Annotated in this window: 19 protein-coding genes and 4 pseudogenes; 7 read left to right on the plus strand and 16 right to left on the minus strand. The window is 45.1% G+C overall.

The genetic code is table 11. The features are described 5' to 3' along the window. Positions 1-56 precede the first annotated feature (56 nt). The 5 genes from I1H34_RS00530 to I1H34_RS00550 all read right to left on the minus strand — a co-directional run bounded on the left by I1H34_RS00530 (position 57) and on the right by I1H34_RS00550 (position 3611). Positions 57-1274, minus strand: coding sequence for an IS4 family transposase (locus I1H34_RS00530; RefSeq protein WP_212661556.1), 1218 nt, complete (start codon positions 1272-1274; stop codon positions 57-59). Further along, the gene (locus tag I1H34_RS00535) at positions 1271-1447 is read right to left on the minus strand and encodes an IS4/Tn5 family transposase DNA-binding protein (protein WP_212661557.1); all 177 of its coding nucleotides are present in this window, start codon (positions 1445-1447) and stop codon (positions 1271-1273) included. Before I1H34_RS00535 ends, I1H34_RS00530 begins: the two co-directional genes overlap by 4 nt. An 86-nt stretch (positions 1448-1533) precedes the next feature. Next, complete coding sequence (locus I1H34_RS00540; protein WP_212661558.1) at positions 1534-1674, minus strand: hypothetical protein; 141 nt, start codon at positions 1672-1674, stop codon at positions 1534-1536. Between the two features lie 44 nt (positions 1675-1718). Next, positions 1719-2165, minus strand: a complete 447-nt coding sequence (locus I1H34_RS00545; RefSeq protein ID WP_212661559.1) for a DUF1622 domain-containing protein — start codon at positions 2163-2165, stop codon at positions 1719-1721. A 9-nt stretch (positions 2166-2174) separates the two neighbouring features. Further along, complete coding sequence (locus tag I1H34_RS00550) at positions 2175-3611, minus strand: cation:proton antiporter domain-containing protein (RefSeq protein ID WP_212661560.1); 1437 nt, start codon at positions 3609-3611, stop codon at positions 2175-2177. Positions 3612-3755: 144 nt separating this feature from the next. Between I1H34_RS00550 and I1H34_RS00555 the strand changes: the two genes are divergently transcribed. Continuing rightward, positions 3756-5054 (plus strand): NF041680 family putative transposase, encoded by a 1299-nt coding sequence (locus tag I1H34_RS00555; RefSeq protein ID WP_212661561.1) that lies wholly within the window; start codon positions 3756-3758, stop codon positions 5052-5054. Between the two features lie 265 nt (positions 5055-5319). On the opposite strand, the gene I1H34_RS00560 is transcribed toward I1H34_RS00555, so the two are convergent. From I1H34_RS00560 to I1H34_RS00575, 4 genes and pseudogenes are all read right to left on the minus strand, one after another. Continuing rightward, a complete protein-coding gene (locus I1H34_RS00560) occupies positions 5320-6405 on the minus strand; it encodes an IS630 family transposase (RefSeq protein ID WP_212662243.1) in 1086 nt (361 codons plus the stop codon). Positions 6406-6524: 119 nt separating this feature from the next. Continuing rightward, a pseudogene (locus I1H34_RS00565) lies at positions 6525-7046 on the minus strand (cation:proton antiporter); the annotation flags it as partial. A gap of 94 nt (positions 7047-7140) precedes the next feature. Further along, the gene (locus I1H34_RS00570) at positions 7141-8139 is read right to left on the minus strand and encodes an RNA polymerase sigma factor, RpoD/SigA family (RefSeq protein ID WP_212661562.1); all 999 of its coding nucleotides are present in this window, start codon (positions 8137-8139) and stop codon (positions 7141-7143) included. Positions 8140-8275: 136 nt separating this feature from the next. Continuing rightward, positions 8276-9409 (minus strand): ATP-binding response regulator, encoded by a 1134-nt coding sequence (locus I1H34_RS00575; protein ID WP_212661563.1) that lies wholly within the window; start codon positions 9407-9409, stop codon positions 8276-8278. Between the two features lie 96 nt (positions 9410-9505). Between I1H34_RS00575 and I1H34_RS00580 the strand changes: the two genes are divergently transcribed. Then, on the plus strand, positions 9506-11005 hold the full coding sequence (locus I1H34_RS00580) for an ATPase domain-containing protein (protein ID WP_249369179.1): 1500 nt from the start codon (positions 9506-9508) through the stop codon (positions 11003-11005). Here I1H34_RS00580 and I1H34_RS00585 read toward each other — a convergent pair whose 3' ends face one another. Then, entirely contained in the window at positions 11006-12112 is a 1107-nt protein-coding gene (locus I1H34_RS00585; protein ID WP_212661564.1) for a sensor histidine kinase, read from the minus strand. It abuts the gene before it with no gap. A gap of 136 nt (positions 12113-12248) precedes the next feature. Here I1H34_RS00585 and I1H34_RS00590 point away from each other — a divergent pair, with 136 nt between their 5' ends. Continuing rightward, on the plus strand, positions 12249-12992 hold the full coding sequence (locus I1H34_RS00590; protein WP_212661565.1) for a response regulator: 744 nt from the start codon (positions 12249-12251) through the stop codon (positions 12990-12992). Between the two features lie 250 nt (positions 12993-13242). Here the strand turns inward: I1H34_RS00590 and I1H34_RS00595 are convergent, their stop codons facing one another. Then, positions 13243-13467 carry a hypothetical protein gene (locus I1H34_RS00595; RefSeq protein WP_249369181.1) on the minus strand — a complete coding sequence of 75 codons (225 nt, stop codon included), beginning with the start codon at positions 13465-13467 and terminating at the stop codon, positions 13243-13245. Between the two features lie 315 nt (positions 13468-13782). Here I1H34_RS00595 and I1H34_RS00600 point away from each other — a divergent pair, with 315 nt between their 5' ends. Both I1H34_RS00600 and groL read left to right on the plus strand, forming a co-directional pair. Next, positions 13783-14307: a tetratricopeptide repeat protein gene (locus tag I1H34_RS00600; RefSeq protein WP_212661566.1), complete on the plus strand. Its 525-nt coding sequence runs from the start codon at positions 13783-13785 to the stop codon at positions 14305-14307. Positions 14308-14799: 492 nt separating this feature from the next. After that, a pseudogene (gene groL / locus I1H34_RS00605) lies at positions 14800-16433 on the plus strand (chaperonin GroEL). 64 nt (positions 16434-16497) lie between these two features. Here groL and I1H34_RS00610 read toward each other — a convergent pair. From I1H34_RS00610 to I1H34_RS00625, 4 genes and pseudogenes are all read right to left on the minus strand, one after another. Continuing rightward, positions 16498-16782 (minus strand): annotated as a pseudogene (locus I1H34_RS00610) (transposase); the annotation flags it as partial. A gap of 11 nt (positions 16783-16793) precedes the next feature. Next, positions 16794-18077: an IS256 family transposase gene (locus I1H34_RS00615; protein ID WP_212661567.1), complete on the minus strand. Its 1284-nt coding sequence runs from the start codon at positions 18075-18077 to the stop codon at positions 16794-16796. A gap of 73 nt (positions 18078-18150) precedes the next feature. Beyond that, positions 18151-19073 (minus strand): annotated as a pseudogene (locus tag I1H34_RS00620) (IS256 family transposase); the annotation flags it as partial. 144 nt (positions 19074-19217) lie between these two features. Beyond that, positions 19218-19538 (minus strand): polysaccharide deacetylase family protein, encoded by a 321-nt coding sequence (locus tag I1H34_RS00625; RefSeq protein ID WP_212661568.1) that lies wholly within the window; start codon positions 19536-19538, stop codon positions 19218-19220. A 469-nt stretch (positions 19539-20007) separates the two neighbouring features. Between I1H34_RS00625 and I1H34_RS00630 the strand changes: the two genes are divergently transcribed. Next, on the plus strand, positions 20008-20070 hold the full coding sequence (locus tag I1H34_RS00630) for a hypothetical protein (RefSeq protein ID WP_249369200.1): 63 nt from the start codon (positions 20008-20010) through the stop codon (positions 20068-20070). On the opposite strand, the gene I1H34_RS00635 is transcribed toward I1H34_RS00630, so the two are convergent. Beyond that, positions 20054-20353 (minus strand): hypothetical protein, encoded by a 300-nt coding sequence (locus I1H34_RS00635; protein ID WP_212661569.1) that lies wholly within the window; start codon positions 20351-20353, stop codon positions 20054-20056. The genes I1H34_RS00630 and I1H34_RS00635 overlap by 17 nt on opposite strands. Before the next feature lie 413 nt (positions 20354-20766). Here I1H34_RS00635 and I1H34_RS00640 point away from each other — a divergent pair, with 413 nt between their 5' ends. Continuing rightward, positions 20767-22926, plus strand: coding sequence for a recombinase family protein (locus tag I1H34_RS00640; RefSeq protein ID WP_212661570.1), 2160 nt, complete (start codon positions 20767-20769; stop codon positions 22924-22926). The last annotated feature ends 40 nt before the right edge of the window (positions 22927-22966 follow it).

The raw sequence follows: 22966 nt of genomic DNA on the forward strand, positions 1-22966 counted from the left end.
CTCTAGGACTTCATTGGAGAGCTTTGCTGTCCCAAACCAGAACCTGACTTTTCCTGCTAAGTCTCCTGGGTAGCTAACAGCCAGCCTTCAATCAGGTCATTGAGCTTCGCCCACCCTTTCCACAGGACTTGAATTCCAATCGGTGTGTTTCGACGATGCTCCAGATATCCCCCGAGTCGTGCAACTGCTTGAACAGCCCATGCCACCGTTAATGTTTTAGGTACCTTCGGGGTCTTGGCAATGAGAACTTTGATCTGTAAAGGCGTGAGGACATCTTGTGCAGGTAATTGAGGTTGTGTTCGTTCTAAATAAGTCACACGCAACAGCTCTACAGCAGTGACACACAGGAATCCCAATAAGGTTTTCATTCCCTCAGATGCCAACCGATATCGCTCCACCTGAGTGCCCGATTTTAGAACTTTGTGATACTCCTCAACTCGCCAACGGTAGGTGTACCAACGCAAAATGGTTTGGGCCATTTCTACTGTTGTCACGACTTCACTAGTGAGCAACATCCATGACACTGGTTCTTCCCCTTCAGGTGGGGCTACTTCTGTTGCATAGACAGCGTAAACCTGAAGGGGTTGACTGGCAGCTAGTCGGGCTGGTCTTTGAAGTTCAACAAGACAACATCTCACAGCTAACTTAGCCGTGCGCGCACTCCGGCCTTTCGTTTTAGGTAAGTCAATCTCATACTCGAACTGAACACTCTGGGCTTCCAGCTTTTCCCACAGGCGATTAGGATCGTGTTCTAGACAACGATTATGAGAGGCTCTAACCACGAGTCCCGTATTGTCTAGGGTATTGAGTCGTTCAAAGACTTCAGCAATGTCTCCTTCTCGGTCAAAGACATGAATGATACGAGTTGAAGGACCCACAGCTTTCTCCACTGCGTGCAGTGCTTCCACCCAACGATAGGATTCTTTTTCCTCAAATAGACGCTCCCGAGCAGTTTTACGCGCTTTGGTCTGACGTTTCTTCTTTTGTCGGGACGTTTCATTCTTCGGGGGCTTGGGACGATGCTGACGATTCCACACTTTTTGCCATAACAAACCCAAGGGTTGGCCCTGCTCAGGGTCAACGGCTAAGGCACTATGGAGTAATAATCCATTCCCCCCTCTGCCTTGGGGACCATAGCCTTGGCGCTTCTGCTTGATACCTTCATAGTCGAGGAAGGTGGTGTCGCCAACACTCAAGGTCATCTCTTGCGACGATACGCTACAAGCGGTCATAGAACAATGAGGAGAAATAATCTTAGCGAAGCTGGTTTTCACATTTGCGAAAACTCGTAAGACCGTTTGAGGGCTTTCCCAGTCTCAAATACGGTCGATAGGGCTTGACCAAATTTCTCGCTCAGAGAACGACCGATACTGAATGCACGGTGATTCAATCGTTGATCACCCAACTCACAGGTTCCAAAATTTTGCTCATAACGCTCTGGACTCATTAGATGCTCTCTGGGTATCACTGCACTTACTTTAACCAAGGCTGAGACTAAGGGCTACAAATACCACCCACTAAGCACTGGAAGACTTAGCAGGAAAAGTCAGAAACCAGAACCAGCACACAAACTCCAAGCCCCACCGTTCCTAGGGTCATAATCAGACTATTGATCTGAGTATGAAACTTCCGGCCCCAAAGACTGGCTAAATGATGATGTGGTGGTTTAGACATGGGCTAACTACTATTCTCATTTTGGCACTCCCTCCCACAAGGCTTTATTGATCTAACTGAACAATCGGCTGCTGAGAAGAATAGTTGTTAATATTTGCTCCAATAGTGTCATAGTTACCCTCTTTCTTCGCTTGAGGAATGTGGTTAATAGCACGCTCAAGTAATAGATTGAGCAAGGTCCTCAAACCAATAATCAGAATTAACCGTCCAATATCTTCCAACTGTTTGGAGAACATAGTGTTGAGGATTGTAGCCCCGATCAAGAAACTAAGTCCCAAAGAAAAAGCGTATCCCATTTCGAGGCGACTTCTCTGAAATGCGATCGGAGTATGAGGTTGAAGGAGTGAATTCTTTAAGAATATGAATAAGCCCTTGCAAATTCCCACAAAAACTACAAACAGGGCCAATAGCTGGCATAAGCTAATTAGTATCGTATTCAGAAGCAATACTAAAACTGCTAAACCATCGGCAAAAGAATTAACAGATTCCATAGTCATTTGTTATTGACAACTTGCCGATAGTTCTTGGGTGGGATTACTTGTTGCTAAGCGATCATGAAAAATTTTATTTGGTTCGCTCACTAGGATTGTTGACACCTTGAGTCGCTCTAGAAGAGGAGTTGTATGGGTCCCAAGATTTAGACCATTCCCTAAACGACGATATAGCAATCTCAATATCACAAGGTCATAATCTTTCGATATCTGAGCAATAGCTGATATGGGTAATTCAGCTTCCAGTAGTAAAGTTTTTATCCTACATTCTACTGCTGGCAATTGATCAATAAGCCTCTCCATCTGCATTTTGATCCGGGCGCGTTCCTTTTCCGGGGATCGAGGGCTACAAATATGCAACAGTGTAATTTGGCCTTGGTTTGCCGATGCCAATATCTGCGCAAACCGCAGAGTTCTAAGAATGACAGGGTTTGGATCCTTGATGGGCACCAAAATATTTTGCAGATACAAGGGTGAGACTAGCAGCTGAGCAACTACGACTGGGCAATGAGCAGCACACATGACTGCATATTGGATGCTATTGAACCAGCGATCATTTAATCGAGTCCGTTTGCCCATGCCTAAGACAATTAAATTGGCATTTTCTTCCCGACCCACATGGCTAATCGCTTGGGCAACATTGCCGTCAATGCGAAGTTTGGGCTGCATATGTGCCCCAATGGATTTATTGAAACTTACAGCGGCAGTTAGTCGATGCTGACAGTATGACAAAGCCTTCTCTAGCTGAGGCGCATTCATCTGAGGTTGTGCTAATGCGATGGCTAAGGGAATGATTCGGCCATTTTCATAGCAGGAGATCAATGCTGCCAACTCAATTAAAAATTGTTCAGTTTTTGGGTTGTATACAGGAACCACAACTGAGAAGAGTTCGGGACTATTGCTGGGAAGTGGCAACCAATCAAAGGAAAGGTTCGGGTCAAAGGTCTTTTGTACTGCTAACTGGCGAGCAAACCGAGAAGTCACCAGCGGTCCTAAGATCGACGTGAGCAGCATCATGAGAATGACGCTGTTAAACACCTGAATATTGATGATATTGGCTTCGTAGCTCACCAACGCTGCAGCCAAAGTTGCAGCCACTTGAGGAATGGACAGTGACCACATGGCCCAAAACTGAGGCCAGCTATAACTAAAAAGATATTTGGTACAGAGGGATGCCAACATTTTAGTCGTGAGCAAAGTGCTTACAACTACCAACGGCAACTGTATCGAGGCAAAAATACTGCTGAAGGCTTTCAGGTCTAACAATAACCCCATGTTGATGAAAAACATGGGAATAAAGAGGACACTACCCAAAAATTCTGTTTTTTCTTTAACGGGGCCATCTCCAATGATGCTGTTAATGGCTAGCCCAGCTAGAAAGGCCCCAATAATATTTTCTACTCCAATCAATTGGGCTACTACAGCACTCAAAAAGACCGAGAGCATGACAAATAAGAACTGATTACCTTCATCCTTACCTTTGGAGTTTAGACTAATAGCTCCTTTTAAGAAAAAGAAAAGACAGTCAGTTTGAAGCAACCGACTGCCCAATGATTAAAGCTGAAGATTGAACCTCTCAACAGCTTTATCATGACTAGTCTGGACAAACTAAAGAACTTTCGCCAGTCAATCTACTACCGATTAGGGAATGCGAAGGATGCTTTATTCGACTTGATGGATGCAGTACTTACCACTCGCAGCATCAGTTCATTTGTAGAGCTGTCCCTCAGTCCCCTGTTTCGCCGCAAATGGCCGAGTATTTATAAAGCCCTTCAAGATGCCGATCCTTCTCGTCAACTCTTGATGGAGGCATATGCCAAGGAGATTCCCCCATCAGAGCTGATCGTCTTGGCGGGAGACCATACGGCCTGGCCACGGATTTATGCTAAGACTCTGCGTGAACGCACATATGAACACCAACCTCAACCGCTAAGTGGTGTGAAACCCATCACCCTTGGCCAAGGGTACAGCAGCATTGCCTGGATTCCTGAAGCCCAAGGGAGTTGGGCATTACCTTTAGTGCATGAACGCATCACCAGTTTTGAAACGCCACTGGAGAAAGCCGCTACTCAACTGCGGCAAGTGTGTCTCCAACTGACGGGTCTGATTCTCTTTTTGGCAGATAGTGAGTATGGGTGTGCCCCCTTTCTCAAACAGAGTGCAGATATACTCTGTGACCAACTCTTGCGATTACGTCCCAACCGAGTCCTCTATCAGGACCCTCCTCCATATCAGGGCAAAGGTCGACCCCGAAAACATGGTGCTAAATTCGCCCTCAAAGCTCCAGATACGTGGCATGAACCTCAAGAGCAGCTGATGTTCGAGGACAATGAGCTGGGACGAGTGCGAGTGAGGTGCTGGACATCTCTGCATTTCAAGCAGGCAGCAGAACATCCGTTTTCAGTCATTTTAATAGAGCGATTGGATGCTCCATCCTCAAAACCGTTGTGGCTCGTTTGGATTTCCAAACAGCATCTGAGCGTGACTCAATTGTGGCGTCAGTATCTCCGTCGATTTGCCCTGGAGCATTGGTATCGGTTTGTTCGTCAACGTCTACATTGGACCGTCCCGCAACTGTCCACAGCGGAGCAAATGGAAGCCTGGTCTGACCTGATGCCAGTGCTTACCTGGCAACTATGGCTGGCTCGTACCCTCGTTAAAGATACGCCACTACCCTGGCAAAAACAGATGGCCTCATTGTCTCCAGGACGGGTTGCTGACTCTATTACTGCTCTTTTAGCTAGGATTGGTTCCCCTGCAACTGACCCCAAACCTCGTGGAAAGTCGCCGGGGTGGACGACAGGTAGAAAAAGAACTCAGCGACCTCGCTATCCAACTGTAAGGAAAAGAGCATCTAAGCCCAAAAAGAAGGAGAAGGTAGCAGCCTAATCTACCGATTTAACTCCCACCAACTGCATTCACGTCAGTACTTCTCTTGCGTGATAATTTCTGCTGAAGGTACTTTTTTTAGTCTAAATTCCAATTACCTGTCTTATAAAAAAAGAATCTCCCAAATCGTTTGAGTCCCACTAGAATTGCAAAGGTATATAACGTCAACGCTCCTAAGAGGGTTAACAGTTTTATCGCTGTAAAGTTTCCCTGGTTGATGCCTAGGCAAATCGCTATAGATCTACAGATAAAGATCCGTGATTAGCTAGGCAGCTTGTGTACCCAAGGTTTTGCAATATTTGCCCATTAAGACAGTAATTTCATTGGGAGTCTGACTAAAGTACAGTAGCCCCTCATCGACCTGCTGAACTAAGTCATCAAATTGCTTGAAGAACCGTAGGTGTGTGCTGCGTTTTTTGAGTTTCTTCCACAAGAATTCAATTGGGTTGAAGTCAGGAGAATATGTGGGTAATTGGAAAGGAGTAAGGCGAGCGGATTGCTGGTCAAAGAACTGCTTAGTTGCTTTACTGGTGTGATATCTAGCCCCGTCCTGAATGAGAATAATATGCTTGTGAGTCTGCTGGAGTACTTGAGTTAGAAAAGCAGTATACCCTTCAGAATTGAAGCGTCCCGTCTGACCTTGATAGAAGAACTGACCAGAATGATAATCAATTAATCCAAACACCTTGTAAGCCTTCCGTTTACCACTGGTGGGCAATGTTGGCTGGTCTCCACGAAGACTCCAGGTGTAGCTTAACGACCCCCACTGCGCAAAACTGGCCTCATCCCCAAATAAAATTAGGGCATCTTTGGCTGCTGATAAACGCAAAATCTCAGGCCATTTGTGTGTCATCCATTCTTGTCGCTTGGCTTCATTGAGATGAGCTGCAACAAACCGTGCTCTTTGAAATGAAAAGCCTAAGTTCCTCAGTAGAGTACTCACATAATGGGGATGATAGGAAACATTGAAGCGTTTCGCAATCAGGTCTTGAACCATTAATGCACTCCAACAACCACACTCGTATCCAGCTTTGAGCGGACCTGCTTTAATCCATGACTTGAGCTGTTGTCGTTGCCGTGGAGTGAGTTTGCTGCGACGTCCTTGAGACGCTTTGTATCTAAAGCTAGCGATACCTCGTTTTAGAAATGCATGCAGATAATCCCTGATCGTTTGTTCGCCTAGTGCCAATGTTTCAGCTACCTGTGCCACTGAACCACCTTGACCAAGCTGCAATAAAGCACTAATACGTTTGACCAGACGTAAATTCTGACTCCCGTATGCCTGGCGCAGTTTAGCTTCAATCTTTTTGCGTGTTGATTGGGTAAAGCGCAGTTTGAATTGTGCGAGCATACTGGATGACCTCTGATAATCTTGAAATCCTTGCCAGAGCTAAGAGTATCAGGAGCTAGTTACTATATTTAATGAAGATGTAGTGTCGCTAAAACCACGGATGCTTTTCTGAAGATCTATAGTACCAAAAGCGACCCAATATCCGTAAAAATAGTAGCCCCCACAGTTATTGTGATAGCTTCATCTCCGACTACCCCAAATTTCTGAATAATGGGATATGCCAGCAGAGTATGTGATGCCAAAAGCGACCCAATCAGAACGGCTGCTAGCCAGCCAAGTTGAAACAGTAGACCCACTGCAATACCACCTATCATTGGGATTGCAAAGGTCAGAAATCCAAAACTAAGAGAACGATTACGGGTCTTATGAAACTGAGCCAAATCAATCTCTAGGCCAGCGACGAACATGAGATAGATTTTGCCGATTTCTGACAGCAACTTCATAGTTTCAGTATCAGACCGCAACCAACCCAGACCACTTCCACCAAAAATTATCCCGGCAAAGAGTAACCCTACTAAACCAGGGAGTTTCAATCGTTCAAAAATAGGTGGCGTAATTAAGACAATTCCTAGCAGTAGGACAAACGTAGCTATAGGACTGCGTAGGGTTTGATCTGCAGACTCTACAAGTAACAAATACATAGAAAGTCTTTCCTAAAGAGTCAGATTCTCACCAAGTTTCAACTCAGATTGGCTATTGGAGGCTACTGAGTCAAGATCCTTGATTTTTTGCTACTCAGCCAGCGAGAAAGTCTTGCATACTCTCTTTATGCTTCTGTAAATTTTTAATCGCTTGCTTCTGTATCTGGCGTACTCGCTCTCGACTAACACCCATCTGACGACTGATGGCTGCGAGTGTATGTCCCTGCCCATCAATCAATCCATATCGAAGGATTACCACCTCACGCTGTTGGTTTGGGAGTGAATCTAATAATTGATTGATTGATTGATGAAACAATTTCTGTGTTACAAATTGCTCAGGTAATGGTTCCTCAGATTCTATAAAATCACCCACTGTCTGTTCCTGATCATCACCCACTTTGTGATCGAGAGAAAGCGTATGTTGAGCAAGACGTAGGGACTCTATAACCTGCTCGGGAGAAATAGATAACTCTTTCCCAATTTCTGACATTGTTGGGCTTCGTCCTAAAGATTGTGAAAGTTCTCGCTGAGCACGCTTGATCTTATTGAGCCTTTCAGTACAGTGGACGGGGAGTCGGACAGTACGACCTTGTTCTGCTATCGCACGAGTAATCCCTTGCCTAATCCACCAGTAGGCATAGGTAGAGAAACGATACCCCCGCTGAGGATCAAACTTTTCAACAGCTTTTGCCAGCCCCAAAGTACCCTCTTGTATGAGATCGAGAAACTCCAAATTACGATCTTTGTATTTTTTAGCTATGACAACCACCAGGCGTAAGTTGGCTGCAATCATTCTTTGTTTAGCCTTTTGGCCCTGTTCAAGTTGTTCCAATAGAGAAGCTACCACACACTGAGCTTCCTCAGCCCAAGCTTGCAGAGAAAGCTCACCCCCATCTCGCTGAATCAACTGTTCTTTGAAAACTTGTAACGTCACCATGGCCTGGACTTGCTTACTCAATTGCAACTCTTGGGCAGGAGTGAGTAGAGGAACCCGCCCTATATCACGCAAATAAAGACGAACATTATCCGTAACAACTTTTTGTTGTCTAGAAGGAGATTGATGCGGTCTGAGACGCTTGATGGTATTGGTCATGAAGGTTTTCTCTCTATAGACTGAAATAGAAATAGAGTAGGTGATTTTTATGGTGTTGTATTCACGCAATTACTCTATTTAATTCCAAATTCTGTGAGATGAGATCCACCGCATGTCTAAAATGATTAGGTTCAACTCATCCATTTGGACTAGTCCGCATGGGTAGTCGAACAGTCACATTCGTCCCTTGATCCACTGAACTGCTAACTTCGATGTGTCCGTTGTGAAGTTCCACACATTGTTGGACAATTGCAAGTCCTAGTCCGCTCCCCGGCAATCGTCCAACATTTGCTGCTCGATAAAATGGTTCAAATAAATGTTCTTGATCGTCCGAGGGAATCCCGATTCCAGAATCCTGGATTTGAAATTCAATTTGGTTTTCAATGTAGGCAAGTCCTAACTGGACTTCCCCACCATCAGGAGAGTATTTAATTGCATTCGCCAGCAAGTTCCCGAGAATGTAGCGTAATAATTTTTGATCCACAAAAAGAGGTTGTGCTGGATAGCAGGCATTTTTCACCTCAAACTGTAAGCGGCAAGGCTGAGTCGAGCTATATCTCACTTCTTCAATCAAGCGACGGCAGAATTCCTCTAAGTCCAGAGCCTCGGGTTCAAAGGTGAGCTTACCTACTCCAACTCGCCCCATCACTAACACATCATCCACTAGTGAAGTTAGACGCTTAAGAGAGTCTCGTATATGTTGGAAGAAATCTTGCTTCTTCTCTGTTGAGAGAGTGTTACCCCGACCTTCCAATAGCTGGATATATCCAGAAATAGCTCCTAAGGGATTACGAAATTCATGAGAAACCATAGAAACAAACTGAGACTTGAGCCGATTCATTTCTTGTAAATCTTCATTCGCCTGCTGTAATTTAGAATTAGCCTGTTGTAGCTCTAAAGAGATCTGGCGAGTCCGTAAAAGCACCTCTACCCTAGCTTGCAATTCAGCCATCTCAATAGGAGCAGTGATAATTTCTTCAATCACCTGCCAATACTGGGGTTTAATCGTGCTCATTTTTCCTTGGCCTACTATCAACAGCACGGGTAAAAGGACAGGTTTTTGGGCTGACCTGCAATCTGTGATGGACTGCCAAAGCTGTTCAAGCATTTGACCATCAATAATACATAAATCAAATGGTGTTTGAAGTAATTCCTGGGTCGAGTTTTTTTGCTCAGATTCTTCAGAGATAACCTCATGGTACTCAGACAACTTGCCTGTGATAAACGCACTGTTTGCAGATCTAGCAAATAATAATAAGATTCGAGCCATTTATTTATTGAGTATGAGTCCTAGACGTTCTAAACGCGATCATGGGTCTTTCAATCGTTATACTGCTCTAGTGCCATCATCTCGCAAATACACATTTTGGTTAGTAATGTGGGCAAAAACCCTAAAAAGACTAAGACCAATAAAGTTCGGATATCAACAGGAATATCTGGCCTTGATGAAATCCTTCAAGGGGGACTCATTGCTAATCGAGCTTACTTAGTACGAGGAGGGCCAGGAACAGGCAAAACTACCTTAGGGCTTCATTACTTAACTACTCAATTGCCTAAGGGGAAATCGTCCCTGCTCATCTGCTTTGGTGAACCAGGCAACCAAATTCTAGAATCTGGATCTGACATGGAGTTAGATCTAGATTGTCTGCACTGTCTTGATTTAAGTCCTGACTCAGCTTTTTTCACTGAGTCACAAACCTACGATTTTTTTAGCCCTGCTGAGGTAGAGAAAGATCCCATTACTCAGAAAATCGTGGATCAAGTGACTAAGCTAAACCCGGATCGAATCTTTGTAGATTCGATGACGCAATTTCGCTACATCACTGCAGATGCATTTCAGTTTCGCAAGCAGGTATTGGCGTTTATCCGCTTTATTCTTGGCCAAGGTGCAACGGTTGTTTTCACATCGGAAAGCAGTCCAGAAGAGCCCGACTATGATCTACAGTTCATGAGTGATGGGGTGATTAATCTGGAACTTACGCCCACACGGCGTACCGTGAGTATTTCAAAGTTCCGTAACTCAGGGTTTCAGCCAGGACAACATTCTCTACGATTAGGTCCCCAAGGCATGATTGTTTTTCCCAAATTATTACCTGAAGCTTACAAACGTAATTTTCAACCTGAACCATTACCATCTGGCATCCCTAGTCTCGACAAAATGCTAAAAGGGGGCATTGAAAGAGGAATGGTGACGCTATTTAGAGGAGCGAGTGGGGTAGGCAAAACCACCATTGGTCTTCAGTTCATGAAGGAAGCGGCAAGTCGTATGGAGCGTTCAGTCGTATTTACCTTCGAAGAAGATGTAGAAGTCATCTTACGACGTTCGGAGAATCTGAAAATTCCGGCACGGGTGATGACAGAGCAAGGCTCATTAGCCATTGTTAAAATCGAACCCTTGCAATATACCCCTGACGAGTTCTCTAGTATTGTTCGCCATGAGGTTGAGGAAAATAATGTCCGTATTGTCATGCTTGATAGTATCTCTGGCTATAACCTTTCCATGCAAGGAGAAGATTTTCTATCCCACCTTCATGCGTTATGTAAGTATCTGGCAAATATGGGGGTTGCGGTGATTCTTATCAATGAAACAGCATTATTAGATGAAGATGACAAGGCTACGGATGATAGTTTTACTTATCTAGCTGACAATCTAATTTTGTTGAGATATATTGATCGCCATGAAGATGGCAAGGTTGAGCTACGAAAGAGCATCGGTGTGATCAAAAAGCGGTTGAGCGATTTTGAGAAAACTTTAAGAGAGCTGAAAATAACGCGGTACGGTGTGGAAGTGGGTCCACCCCTGACTGGACTTCAAGGGATTTTGGATGGCGATGTTATCAAGTCTGAAGATGACGATGATGATTGATCAAGTAGGTATGCGGACCTTAAAACTACTGCCTTTCCCTACTTGTGACTTTACTTCAACCATACCTTGGTGGGCCTCGATGATTTGGCGGACTAGGTTCAGCCCTAAACCATTACCAGAGCAGCGGTGATTGCCTTGGAATTCTCGCTCAAACACGATGGGCTGCTCCTCATCTGAAATTCCACACCCAGTATCATCAACCTTAATTGTTAGATAATTACTTTGCCTATCAAGTTGAATCTGGATGGAACCATTATCTGTAAATTTAATCGCATTACCCACGAGATTCGTAATGACTCTTCTCAACTCCAACCGAGCACCGGACAGTTGGAAATCATGTATTGAATTGGAATTAGACTTCACTACTATTGTTAGTTCAAGTTCCTTCTCCTCAGCTAACGGCCTGAGTTCTTCAATCACTGACTCCGCTAGTTGTTTTACATCGAAAGTCGTATAGGGTAGTGCTTTTTGACCTGCTTCATATTTATAAATTTCAAGTAATGTATTGGTCATTTGCAGCAGATCATGGTTGCTATCTTTCATAGTGGCGATCACTGTTTGGCACTGATCAGGGATTGCCCCATACTTACCTCGCTCTAGTAATACAAACATCCGATCTGCTGCAACGAGAGGAATTCGTAAATCATGGGTGAGGCGATAGACAAATTCTTCCCGCATGACCGTCATTTGTTCCCGTTCGTCAATACTATGCTTTAGGCGCAATAGAGAACGGACGCGAGCTAACAACTCCGTAACCTCAACAGGTTTTCTGATGAAATCATCGGCCCCAGCATCAAGTCCCTCTACTACATCCGATTGTTCTTGGGCCGTAATCAGCAATATCGGGATGAAAGGCAACTCTTTTTGCTTACGAATGTGCCGGGTTAACTCTATTCCATCCATACCTGGCATCATCACATCCGATAGTACTAAATGTGGAACTGATATTTGAACTTGTTCGAGAGCAACTTTCCCATTCTCGGCTAAGCTGACCTGGTACCCTTCCGTCTCTAGAACGGCTTGAATAAAGCAGAGGTTTTCATAAGCATCATCAACAACTAAGATCTGGTCTTGTTGATCAACTGGAAAAGTGTAGTCGATATTCATAGAGGGACCTCAGAAACCTATAATCATTATTCTGTAAGGGATGTGGCATACTAAATTGAAGTTCCACTAGTTTATCCGACAACCTTCGGTATCCGCGTCAGCCTATTGGACTAAGCCCTATAGACATGATTGGTCTATGAATATCATCCGCATCGTAATTGTTGAAGACCATACCCTTACCCGCATGGGATTATTGGGGGCGTTAGAGGAGCAAGACAATTTTGAAGTTGTTGGAGAAGCAGCCACAGGTAATGATGGATTAGGGCTTCTGAAAGACCTTCAGCCTGATGTTGCGATAATCGATATTGGGTTGCCTGATTTTGATGGTATTGAGCTAGTCCAACAGTTCAGAAAACTGCAGTCGGATAGTAATGACACAGCAACCAAAATTCTCATTTTGACAATGCATCATCAGGAAGTTGAAGTCCTCGCAGCGTTTGCGGCGGGTGCGGATTCCTACTGTGTCAAAGATACTGATATTGAGCTATTGGTTGAGGCTGTGAATACAACAGCTGAAGGGCATTCTTGGATTGATCCTGCGATCGCAAGTATTGTGCTTGAACAGGCTCGCAAAGGTCAATTGGAAAATACAGCAACTGCTACCAGTGATAAAGGTGGAGTGGGTGAGGGGGAAGCTGTAACCATTCAGGGTATAGATCCTGAACAAGCTCAGCTATTGCAAGCTTCTCCCTTAACAGAACGAGAGTTAGAAGTTCTAGAGCTAATTGTAGGTGGCCATAGCAATACTGAGATCGCAGAGTCACTATTTTTGAGTATGGGAACGGTGAAAACTCACGTTCGGAACATCTTAAGCAAGCTTTGCGCGAGTGATCGGACGGAGGCAGCGGTCAGAGCCCTAAGATCTGGCTTGGTCAAATAGCCTCTAAGGAAATTAAGTATTAACTGGGGTCAGACGGAAGCGGTGGCAGCCTAAGCATTGAGCTTTTTGTAACATCTGCTCTGCTTGGTCCAACATCCCCTGACTGTTGGCTGAGGCATGTGGCTGGGTAATTTAATTACTCCCCCGATTTTGAGTGACACTGAAATCTCTGATCCATTGTTAAGACGGACTGGTTCGTCAAATCTAGTGCAGAGATCGCTACCATATTCAACGGCTGTATCCCTAGTGGTCATAAGTCGGTGTAAAGATCGGTACGTTGGATGGATTCTCGAAACAACTCTCGCTTAATTTGCTGGCCAGCAGTCTCAATGTGAGCTTCCAAAAGCTGGGGGAGATCACCATCCTGATTGGGCATTTTGTAACGGACTTCTATGGTTGCTCTCACCGTGAGTACGCCATTATGAATCTCAACGGCTTGAGTGTCGAACTGGGTCTCGGGGTTTTCACTTCCCATTACCTGTATCCTGCTGCCAGTGCAGAGCAACGCTAACACGAAGCTCCTAATTTATCGTTCGCTTGAGATAGGCCAATCTTTACACCAACTTATGACCACTAGGGACTGCTCACCACGAGCTAGATGTAGGTAATGACATACCCCAAGATCAACCGATCGGACTAGTCCAAAAGGAGGATGGGGATGTAAAAAAATTCATCCTCTCTGCTGATGGTGAGTTTAAGTAATTTTGCTTCAATGAAGATACGGTTTCAACAATCTTGTGGGTTGCCAGATTACAGCTTTACTCAAGCCATTATTATAAGAGATTGAACCATGTTTTCTAGCCGTCCCACTCAATGGATTCTTAGCACTACTTTCCTCGTAAGCAGCCTGGCCCTAGTTGGTTGCCAATCTATTCAGGCTAGACCTAATAGTGATTCTTCTCAAACAAATCCTGCGGCAATCCTTCAGCCTGGGAAAAACCAATCCCAAGATTACCTGATGACAGGGATTCAAAAAGCCTTTACCGAAGACTATGTGGGTGCGATTGAAGCCTATGATCTAGCGATTCAATTAACAACCTCGAATTCGGAAGTTTATTACAATCGTGGTGTTGCGTATTTCTCAATTGGTCAGACTGACAATGCGATCAAGGATTTTAACCGTGCCATCGAACTAACTCCCACTATGGCTGAAGCTTATGGCAATCGCGGTACGATTCGTCTGCTGATGAATGATCGTCAAGGTGCCTTATCTGATTTCCAGACAGCTGCTCAGTTATTTGACGCACAAGAAGATCATACCTCTGCAAACATGATGCGTGGGTTGATTGAGCAAAACAAGACTCAGCCCTTATAGAATTTTGAAACTCCCTTCAGTATTGGCCCACCAGGCGAAATAACATTCATCTCCCTTCTATCTGTAATCACCTTTAGATCATGACTCATACACTCTCTCAGGCAGTAGGGTGTTCCTCATCTACCCCAAAAATCACAAAACTCTCATGGTGGAAATCTGTTAGACCCCTGAGATACCTATCCTATGATTTGGGCATTGACTTGGGTACTTCCAATACTTTGATGCACAGTTCTCATCAAGGAATCGTGTTGTAAGAATCCTCTGTTATTGCGATCAATTCAACAACTTAAATGAAAATATCAGTGCTGAGTGTCTTAGATTATCATTCTCAATATTATTGACTATTGAATGCAGTTTTTCTGACATTGACACGAGGAATTAACTTTTTCAAGAACTGAATTTTTCTAAAATTCTCAATCAAAATTCTGGATACTTCAGTACTAACACTTTTCTGATTTGAACAGTATCCCCAATTATTAGAGGTAAGCCTTAATGGCTAAGTCAATTCTGTATGATATTGATGCTCGTCAGGCCCTAGAGCAAGGAATTAACCTACTTGCTAAGGCTGTTGCGGTGACATTAGGGCCAAGAGGGCGCAATGTCGTTCTAGGGAGTGAATTTGGTGTCCCTCAAATTGTCAATGATGGCATCACCATTGCCAAGGGAATTGAACTGGAGAACCATCTAGCCAATACCGGGGTTTCATTATTACGCCAAGTTGCAGCCAAAACTAATGATATTGCAGGGGATGGCACCACTACAGCAATTGTTTTAAGCCATGCCATGGTCAAAGAAGGGTTGCGGAATGTTGTCGCTGGTGCCAATCCGATCTCAATCCGGCGAGGTATCGACAAAGCCACTCATTTTATCTTGGATCAAATTGTAGAGCATGCTCTGCCAGTGAAAGACTCCACCGCTATCACGCAAGTAGCAACCATTGCAGCAGGAAACGATGAAATCGTTGGTCAAATGATTGCAGAAGCGATGGCCAAGGTGGGTCAGAAAGGGGTAATTACCTTAGAAGAAGGTAAGTCGATGCATACTGAAATCGAAATTACTGAGGGAATGCAGTTTGACAAGGGCTATATCTCACCCTACTTCGTCACAGATGCCGAACGAATGGAGGTCATCCTTGAGGATATCTACATTCTACTAGCAGATAAAAAGATCACGTTGGCCCAAGAGCTACTTCCGATTCTGGAGAAAGTCTCTCAGACGGGCAAACCCTTCTTAATCATTGCAGAAGACATCGAAAAGGCAGCCCTAGCAACACTTGTTCTTAATCGGCTGCGGGGGGTTATCAATGTATCTGCAGTCAAGTCTCCTGGATTCGGAGATCGCCGCAACGATCTATTGGCTGATATGGCAGTGTTAACCGGAGGCCAGGTAATCAGCGAAGATGTAGGTCTGACGCTAGAAAACACTACGTTGGAGATGTTGGGGCAGGCACGACGGGTAACGATCACAAAAGATAATACTACCCTCGTTGCCGAAGGGAATGAGGGTAGTATTGAAGCCCGGTGTGAACAGATTCATCGTCAGATCGAGGAAACAGAAGCAACCTTTGAAAAAGAGAAACTGCAAGAGCGTCTAGCGAAACTCACTGGGGAGTAGCTGTACTCAAGGTCGGAGCTGCTACAGAAACAGAGATGAAGGATCGTAAGTTGAAATTGGAAGATGCGATTAACGCTACCAAGGCGGCGGTTGAGGAAGGGATTGTACCAGGTGGGGGGACAACTCTAGCCCATCTCGTACCCCAACTAGAGGAATGGTCTGCTGAGCATTTAGTTGGAGATGAACTCATTGGGGCAATGATTGTAACTCGTTCTCTCTCAGCTCCCCTAAGGCAGATTGTGGAGAATGCGGGTCGAAATGGCTCGGTGATTGCAGAACGTATCAAGGATCTGGCCTTCAATACTGGCTATGACGCTATAGCAGGCGAGTTTGTAGATATGTTTGCAGCGGGGATTGTAGATCCCGCTAAGGTGACTCGTGCTGCGTTGCGAAATGCAGCTTCAATTGCCGGGATGGTACTGACAACTGAGTGCATCATAGCGGAGCAACCTGAGCCAAAAACAAAAGACTTGGCACATACAGGTGGAGAAGATGGAAGCTTTGGTATGTAATCCTCGTCCACGATGGACTTGACGCATGCTGGGAGTGTCAAGAATTTTGTGTAAGCTCAATCATCTAGTCAATAGGGAATCGTTCAGGGAACTCAATAGCAAATCTTGCTAAAGCTGCTTTCCAATCTCGAATGGGCATCGTCCATTTTTTAGAAATGTTATTGAGTGCAAGATACAGCAGTTTGAAGACAGAGGTTTCATCTGGGAATGCTCCTTTAGTTTTCAAAACCTTTCTGAGACTACGATTGACTGATTCAATGGCATTGGTGGTGTAAATGGCCTTGCGAATGTCAGGCGGATAATCAAACAAAGGAATCACCCTTTCCCAATGGCGCAGCCAAATTTGGTTAGTGTCCCTATTTATTCGCCACGGTTTTTGAGGCGATCATGCTTGGCATGATCCCTACGAGAGACGAGAAAGAAAATCGCTAAACAGCTCTCCTCATTTGGGAAAGCACCAATTTCGTCAGCCTTGGTTCGGAATTTCCGGAACAGCCTTTCTAGCGCATTGGAAGTACGAATCAGCGAATGAAGGGATTCATCAAAATCATAGAAACTCAAGGTCAGGGCAAAATCTTTGATGAAGGTTCTAACAGCATCGGGTTCAAGGTCTGTCCATTTCTGTGCAAACACGAGCAACGTCACAATCGCTTCTTCCCAGTCTGGCGCTTTATAGATAGCATAGGCATCGTGTTTAATTTGTGAATATCGCAGCTTCTTTGCTTCAGAGTGGGAGAGTTCTTGTCCTTGAGCATCCAGGTGTGGCAATTGCTCATAGCCCAAATGCCGGAGCATCGCTCGAACCTTGTGGGTAATGCATCGTTGATGTTGTGCGAGGGGAAACAGAGCGCGAATTACCTTAGGTAGTCCAGTGGTGCCATCACTGACAATCAGCTTCACCAAATGGGTTTGCAATCCTCGGTGCCGCAGGTGCTCAAAGAACAGTAGCCAGGCTGCCTCAGATTCTTGGACAGCCATTTCGTAATGAAGAACGGTTTGTGTCCCATCTGGCCATATCGCCATGGCCACTAAGATGACTCGGTCTTCCGCACGACGTAGCTTCCGGATATGTCCAGCTTGGTCTTCCCAAAAGTCTTCGGAGGCGCATTGAACACTCGCCCACACTCCATCAACAATCAGAATAAAAGGGGTTTTCTCAAGACGAGTTTGACGACTTTGGAGCATTTGCTTCTGAGCTTTGAGAGTAATCCGGTTAATGGCATTCACGGATAAAACTGCTCCCAGGATCTCATAGAGAGCTTCTTGCAAGTCTCGAAGCGATAAACCCATGACATACAAGCCCAGGCAAAACTCTAGAAGGCTACCGAGGGCTCGTTGGTAACGCTCTAGAATCTTCCACTCTCGGTCTGCATTCCCTTTCCGTAGTTTCGGGACAGATAGTTGAGCAATCCTGCCGTACTGGGTATCAAGAACCCGCTGATAATAGCCTGAACGTCGAGGGCGAGTCCCTTGAAGCTCTGATAGATAAGCTTGGACTTCTTCGTCTAGTGCTGACTCTACTGCTATCTGGGTAACTCGGTTAGCCTCAAGGCGCAGGGTTGCTTCTAAAGCTTTGTTAATAGAGGCATATGAACTTTGAGACTGGATACGGATAATCTGCTGCTCACGTTGGGAAATGTTCATCAAGGAGTGCTCCGAATTCTCTATTATCAGAGCATTTCAGCTATTCCAGCTCATGGCGAATAAATCAAGACACTAACCAAATTTGACTGATGGTGGGATAAACCTGATCATACTTATCGGCAAAGTGAGTCAGAGCATCTTCCGCCTCACAGACCGTTGCCGCTTGATAAATCGGCTTGAGATCAGCTGCAACTTCCTTGCGGTGTTTCCAACTGACATATTTGAGAGAATTGCGGATCAAGTGGACGATACACAGTTGCACACGAGTCTGGGGATAGAGGGTTTCAATGGCTTCTGGAAAACCTGTTAATCCGTCTACACAAGCGATAAAAACATCTTGCAATCCCCGATTTTTGAGATCCGTCAAGACCTTGAGCCAGAATTTAGCCCCCTCCCGTTCTTGAGGTCCGATCCATAAGCCTAAGACTTCTTTGTGGCCATCGAGGTTTATCCCTAGTACTACATATACTGCCCGACTTTTAACCCGTCCTTCTTGGCGGATTTTGACGTACAATGCATCCAAAAACAGGATGGGATACAGCGCATCCACGGGGCGAGTTTGCCACTGACGGACTTCTTCCGTAATCGCATCGGTGACTTGAGAAATCAGGGTTGGGGATAGCTCAATTCCATACAACTCTTCCAGCTGGCCTTGAATATCTCGGGTACTGCTCCCTCGTGCATACAGTGCCAAAATCTTCTCATCAAGACCGGCCAATCGACGCTGGCCTTTAGGCACAATAATCGGCTCAAACTCGCTGAGGCGATCTCGAGGGATCTGAAGGTCGAAAGCCCTTGTTCGGTATTGATCGTTTTAGCGGAATACCCATTACGACTATTGCCCGATTTTGAAGGCGATGGAGACTCTCCTGTGGGTGTGCTTTGCAGATGATGGCTCAGTTCTGCTTGTAAGGCTTTCTCAATCAGGCGTTTTGATAATTGCTTGATTAATCCCTCCTCCCCCAATATCTGCTCAGGACTGCTGTAGTCCTGCATCAGTTCATCAAGAAGTTGCTCAACTTTTGGATCACAGTGGCGTTGTTTTTTCAAAGCGGTCTCCTTCAATCTGGATGTACTTTAAACCGCTTACACAAAATAATTTACAGTCTCGCATGCTTGAGATATGGAAGGTTGGATATTCTACTGTACCTTCATTTCCTGGCCTGCTGACATCTCTAACAGTTGAGGGATAGTGACGAGTTGATATCCTTGCTGCCTCAATTGGGTGATGATTTGAGGAAGGGCTTTAATGGTCAACTCCCGATCACCACCGCCGTCATGCATCAATATGATCCCACCTGATGTAGCATTCTGGAGTATATTTTGCACGGCTTCATCAACCGTCCCATGATAGATATCATCTACACTCCACAAAATAGTGACTTGCTGTTGAGCCTGAGCTTCGGCTACTAAACCGTTGTTGGGGTTTTTTGCACGTCCCCTCGAAATGGTATATTTCAACTCGAAATGCGTGTATCTCAATTCGGAATATACTTTTTCGCAGCTTGATTAGAATAGAAACTGCCAATCGTTCAAATATCGATATATCATAGGTTCTAGCGTCTCATAAATCTTTAGACTGAATGAGAAATGCATTATGAGACATGCTTTGAGACACAGAATTTCAGCATCTCAAAAAGTTCACTTTTTGAGACAGGCTTTCAGCACCCACACTAATTTTCTAGAAATGGCTAAAACCCGCACTATAAAAGCTTCTTAGACATAATCTACTCGGTTATACTTACACCTCAAAAGCCTGGAATGTACCTTTTCGAGGGGACGTGCAAAAAACCCCGTAGTGGAGCGCTGGCGGCATGGAGATGCACTGATACCTACAGAATGGATAGCTAGTGAAATAGAAAGTTCAAATTAGCTTACTCATACTAATCTCTACCAACTCACCCGCCGCATAGGTGACGTTCCCTCAAAGTTGCAATCTCAGATCCAATCCCTCTCCCTCGACCAACTTGAAGCCCCTACGGTGTACACATAAGTCGGTTTTGAGCTATTTCCCATGCAAAGAACATCGTCTCAAACCGTTTTAGGCCATGGGTTAGCGTTGCTGTGCCTGGAGGTCTTTGAGACTGATACCCCTTCCATCCACCCAGGCGGGCAACAATCCAAGTTGCCCAGGCCAAGGAGTTAATCGGATAAGGATTTTGTAGCTTTGTAGTTTTACCTTGGACTGTGGGGGCAATTTGTTTCAGGTATTGCTGCTGTTCATCGGTAAAAGTGATAGATGCAGGCCATTGTGGCTCGTCTCGTCCTTCCACCATTTGCAATGTCGCAATCGCAACCGATAAGGCTAAGACGGTGAGGCGCTGAATTGCTTCACCCGATTCGAGTTGCGTCGATTCAAGATCTAACCCCGTCTTCTTGAGTTGCGCGAAAAGCCGCTCAGTCTGCCAGCCATAAAACCCCTATACAAACACACCGTATCGCCTGCCCAATTATCGGAATAAAGGGGTTACTGCAATTAGTGAAGCTAGTTGCCAGAATGAAAGCAAATCACTTATCAGCTCAACAAGAAGGTTGCGAATGTCAGAGCGAAACGAGTCCCCCCGTCAAATTTTCTAAAACAGAGAATCTGTGGCTAAGCTTGCCTCATCCCAAACGCCAGCGATTAGTCTGTATCCTCAGTCAGATGTTAAAGAGCCAGATGGTGGCCCAAAACAGAGGGAGGTGAGCAATGAACTCCAAGATTGAGCTAGGAATATGGACATCAGAAAAACTTCAGCCCCATCATCTAGAACGGTTAGCCATCGTGTATGTACGTCAATCAACCTTACAGCAAGTGGTGAATCATCAAGAATCGACTCGACTTCAATATGGTTTGGTCCATCGTGCTGAGACTTTGGGCTGGAACCGCAAGAGAGTGCTGACCATTGATGATGATTTAGGCAAATCTGGTAGTAGTGCTGAAGGTCGTGTCGGTTTTCAACGCTTGGTTACTGAAGTTGGCCTCAATCATGTTGGCTTAATCTTAGGTATAGAGATGTCGCGTCTTGCTCGCTCATCTAAGGACTGGCATCAACTATTAGAAATTTGTGCCTTGTTCGGAACGCTGATTGCAGACCTTGATGGCATCTATGATCCCAGTCAGTATAATGACCGTCTCCTGTTGGGGTTAAAAGGAACCATGAGTGAAGCAGAGCTCCACATTCTCAAACAGCGATTGGTTCAAGGCAAACACGCAAAAGCTCAACGGGGAGAATTAGGCTTTAGCGTGCCTATTGGTTATGTCCGTCATCCTTCTGGAGTCGTTCAATTTGACCCAGACGAACAGGCTCAGCAAATTGTAAAACTCATCTTCCGAAAATTTGAAGACCTCGGTACACTCCACGGTGTTCTTCGCTATTTAGTAACCCATCAAATTCAAATTGGAGTCCGGGTACTATCTGGTGCACATAAAGGTGATCTAGAGTGGCGACGACCCACTCGAGCAACATTACAGTGCTTACTGAAAAACCCTGCTTATGCTGGGGCATACGCTTATGGTCGCAAACAAATTGATCCTCGAAAAAAGAAAGCAGGACGTCCCCGTACGGGATCAGTCGTTCAACCCCCTGAGAATTGGTTGGTATTAATTAAAGACCATCATCCTGCTTACATTGGTTGGGAGCAATACCAGCGGAATGTCTCTCAACTACAATCTAATCGAAACCGTGCGAAGGAAGTTGGGGTAGCACGCCCAGGAACAGCGCTGCTATCTGGCCTCCTCAGATGTGGCAAATGTGGTAGCTATATGATGATCCACTATCCACAAAAGGGGCATCATCAGTATGTCTGCCGCCAAGAGGCTGTCAATTATGGCGGTGTTCTCTGTCAAAGTTTGTCAGGACCTTGTTTAGATATATACGTCTCCAAACAAGTGTTGCAGGCATTAAAACCTGCGGCCTTAGAATTAGCACTTGCTGCGACGATGCATTTAGAGCAGGACCATTTAGAGCTTAATCAGCTTTGGCAACACCGCTTGGAGCGAGCTACATTTGAAGCGGAACGAGCAGGCCGACATTATCGTTTGGTCGAACCTGAAAATCGATTAGTCGCTCGACAATTAGCTCAAGACTGGGAAGCCAAATTACAAGCACATCAAGATCTTCAACAAGAGTATAACCGCTTCTGTTCCCAGCAATCTCAATCACTATCCGCTGATGAGAAACAGGCCATTCGGCAACTGGCTGAAGATTTACCTGCACTTTGGAAAGCAGAAACCACTACACAAATTCAACGCAAAGAAATTATTCGGCAAGTGATTCAAAACATCAGCGTGAATATCATTGGCAAAAGTGAACACGCTCAAGTGGTGATTGAGTGGGTAGGAGGGGACTCCACCCATGATCAAATTACCCGTCCGGTTGCCCATTGGACTCAGCTAAGTTTCTATCCCCAACTATGTGAAAAACTAGAACAGTGTGCTGAAGAAAACTTGAGTACAGATGAAATTATTGATTGCCTACACCAAGCTGGATTCCATCCCCCCAAACGTCGCCAAACGTTCAACCGACAAATTGTCCAGACGTTGATGCGGCGCTTAAGCATAGGTTCTCATCCTGTTATGCATAAACGAGCTGCTCTTGGAGAGAATGAGTGGTGGCTGCCTGATTTAGCAAAACATTTAGAGATGCCAAGGGTCACACTTTACCACTGGCTCAGACGGGGATGGGTCAAAGCACGACAGCAGTCTGAACACTCTAGATGTTGGATTGTCTGGGCTGATCAGGCAGAAGTAGACCGATTGAAACGTTATCGACAATCCCCTGTAGGTGAGACTCTAAGGCAACGATGGAAAGGCGAAGTTCCCGATATAGCTATCTGTCCTGATGGAACCGAAATTCCCAAACTGTAAAATTCTTAAGGTAAAGGTCTTATGTCACAAAATTATTCTT

It is taken from the genome of Acaryochloris marina S15 (genome assembly GCF_018336915.1).
Classification (GTDB): Bacteria; Cyanobacteriota; Cyanobacteriia; order Thermosynechococcales; family Thermosynechococcaceae; genus Acaryochloris; species Acaryochloris marina_A.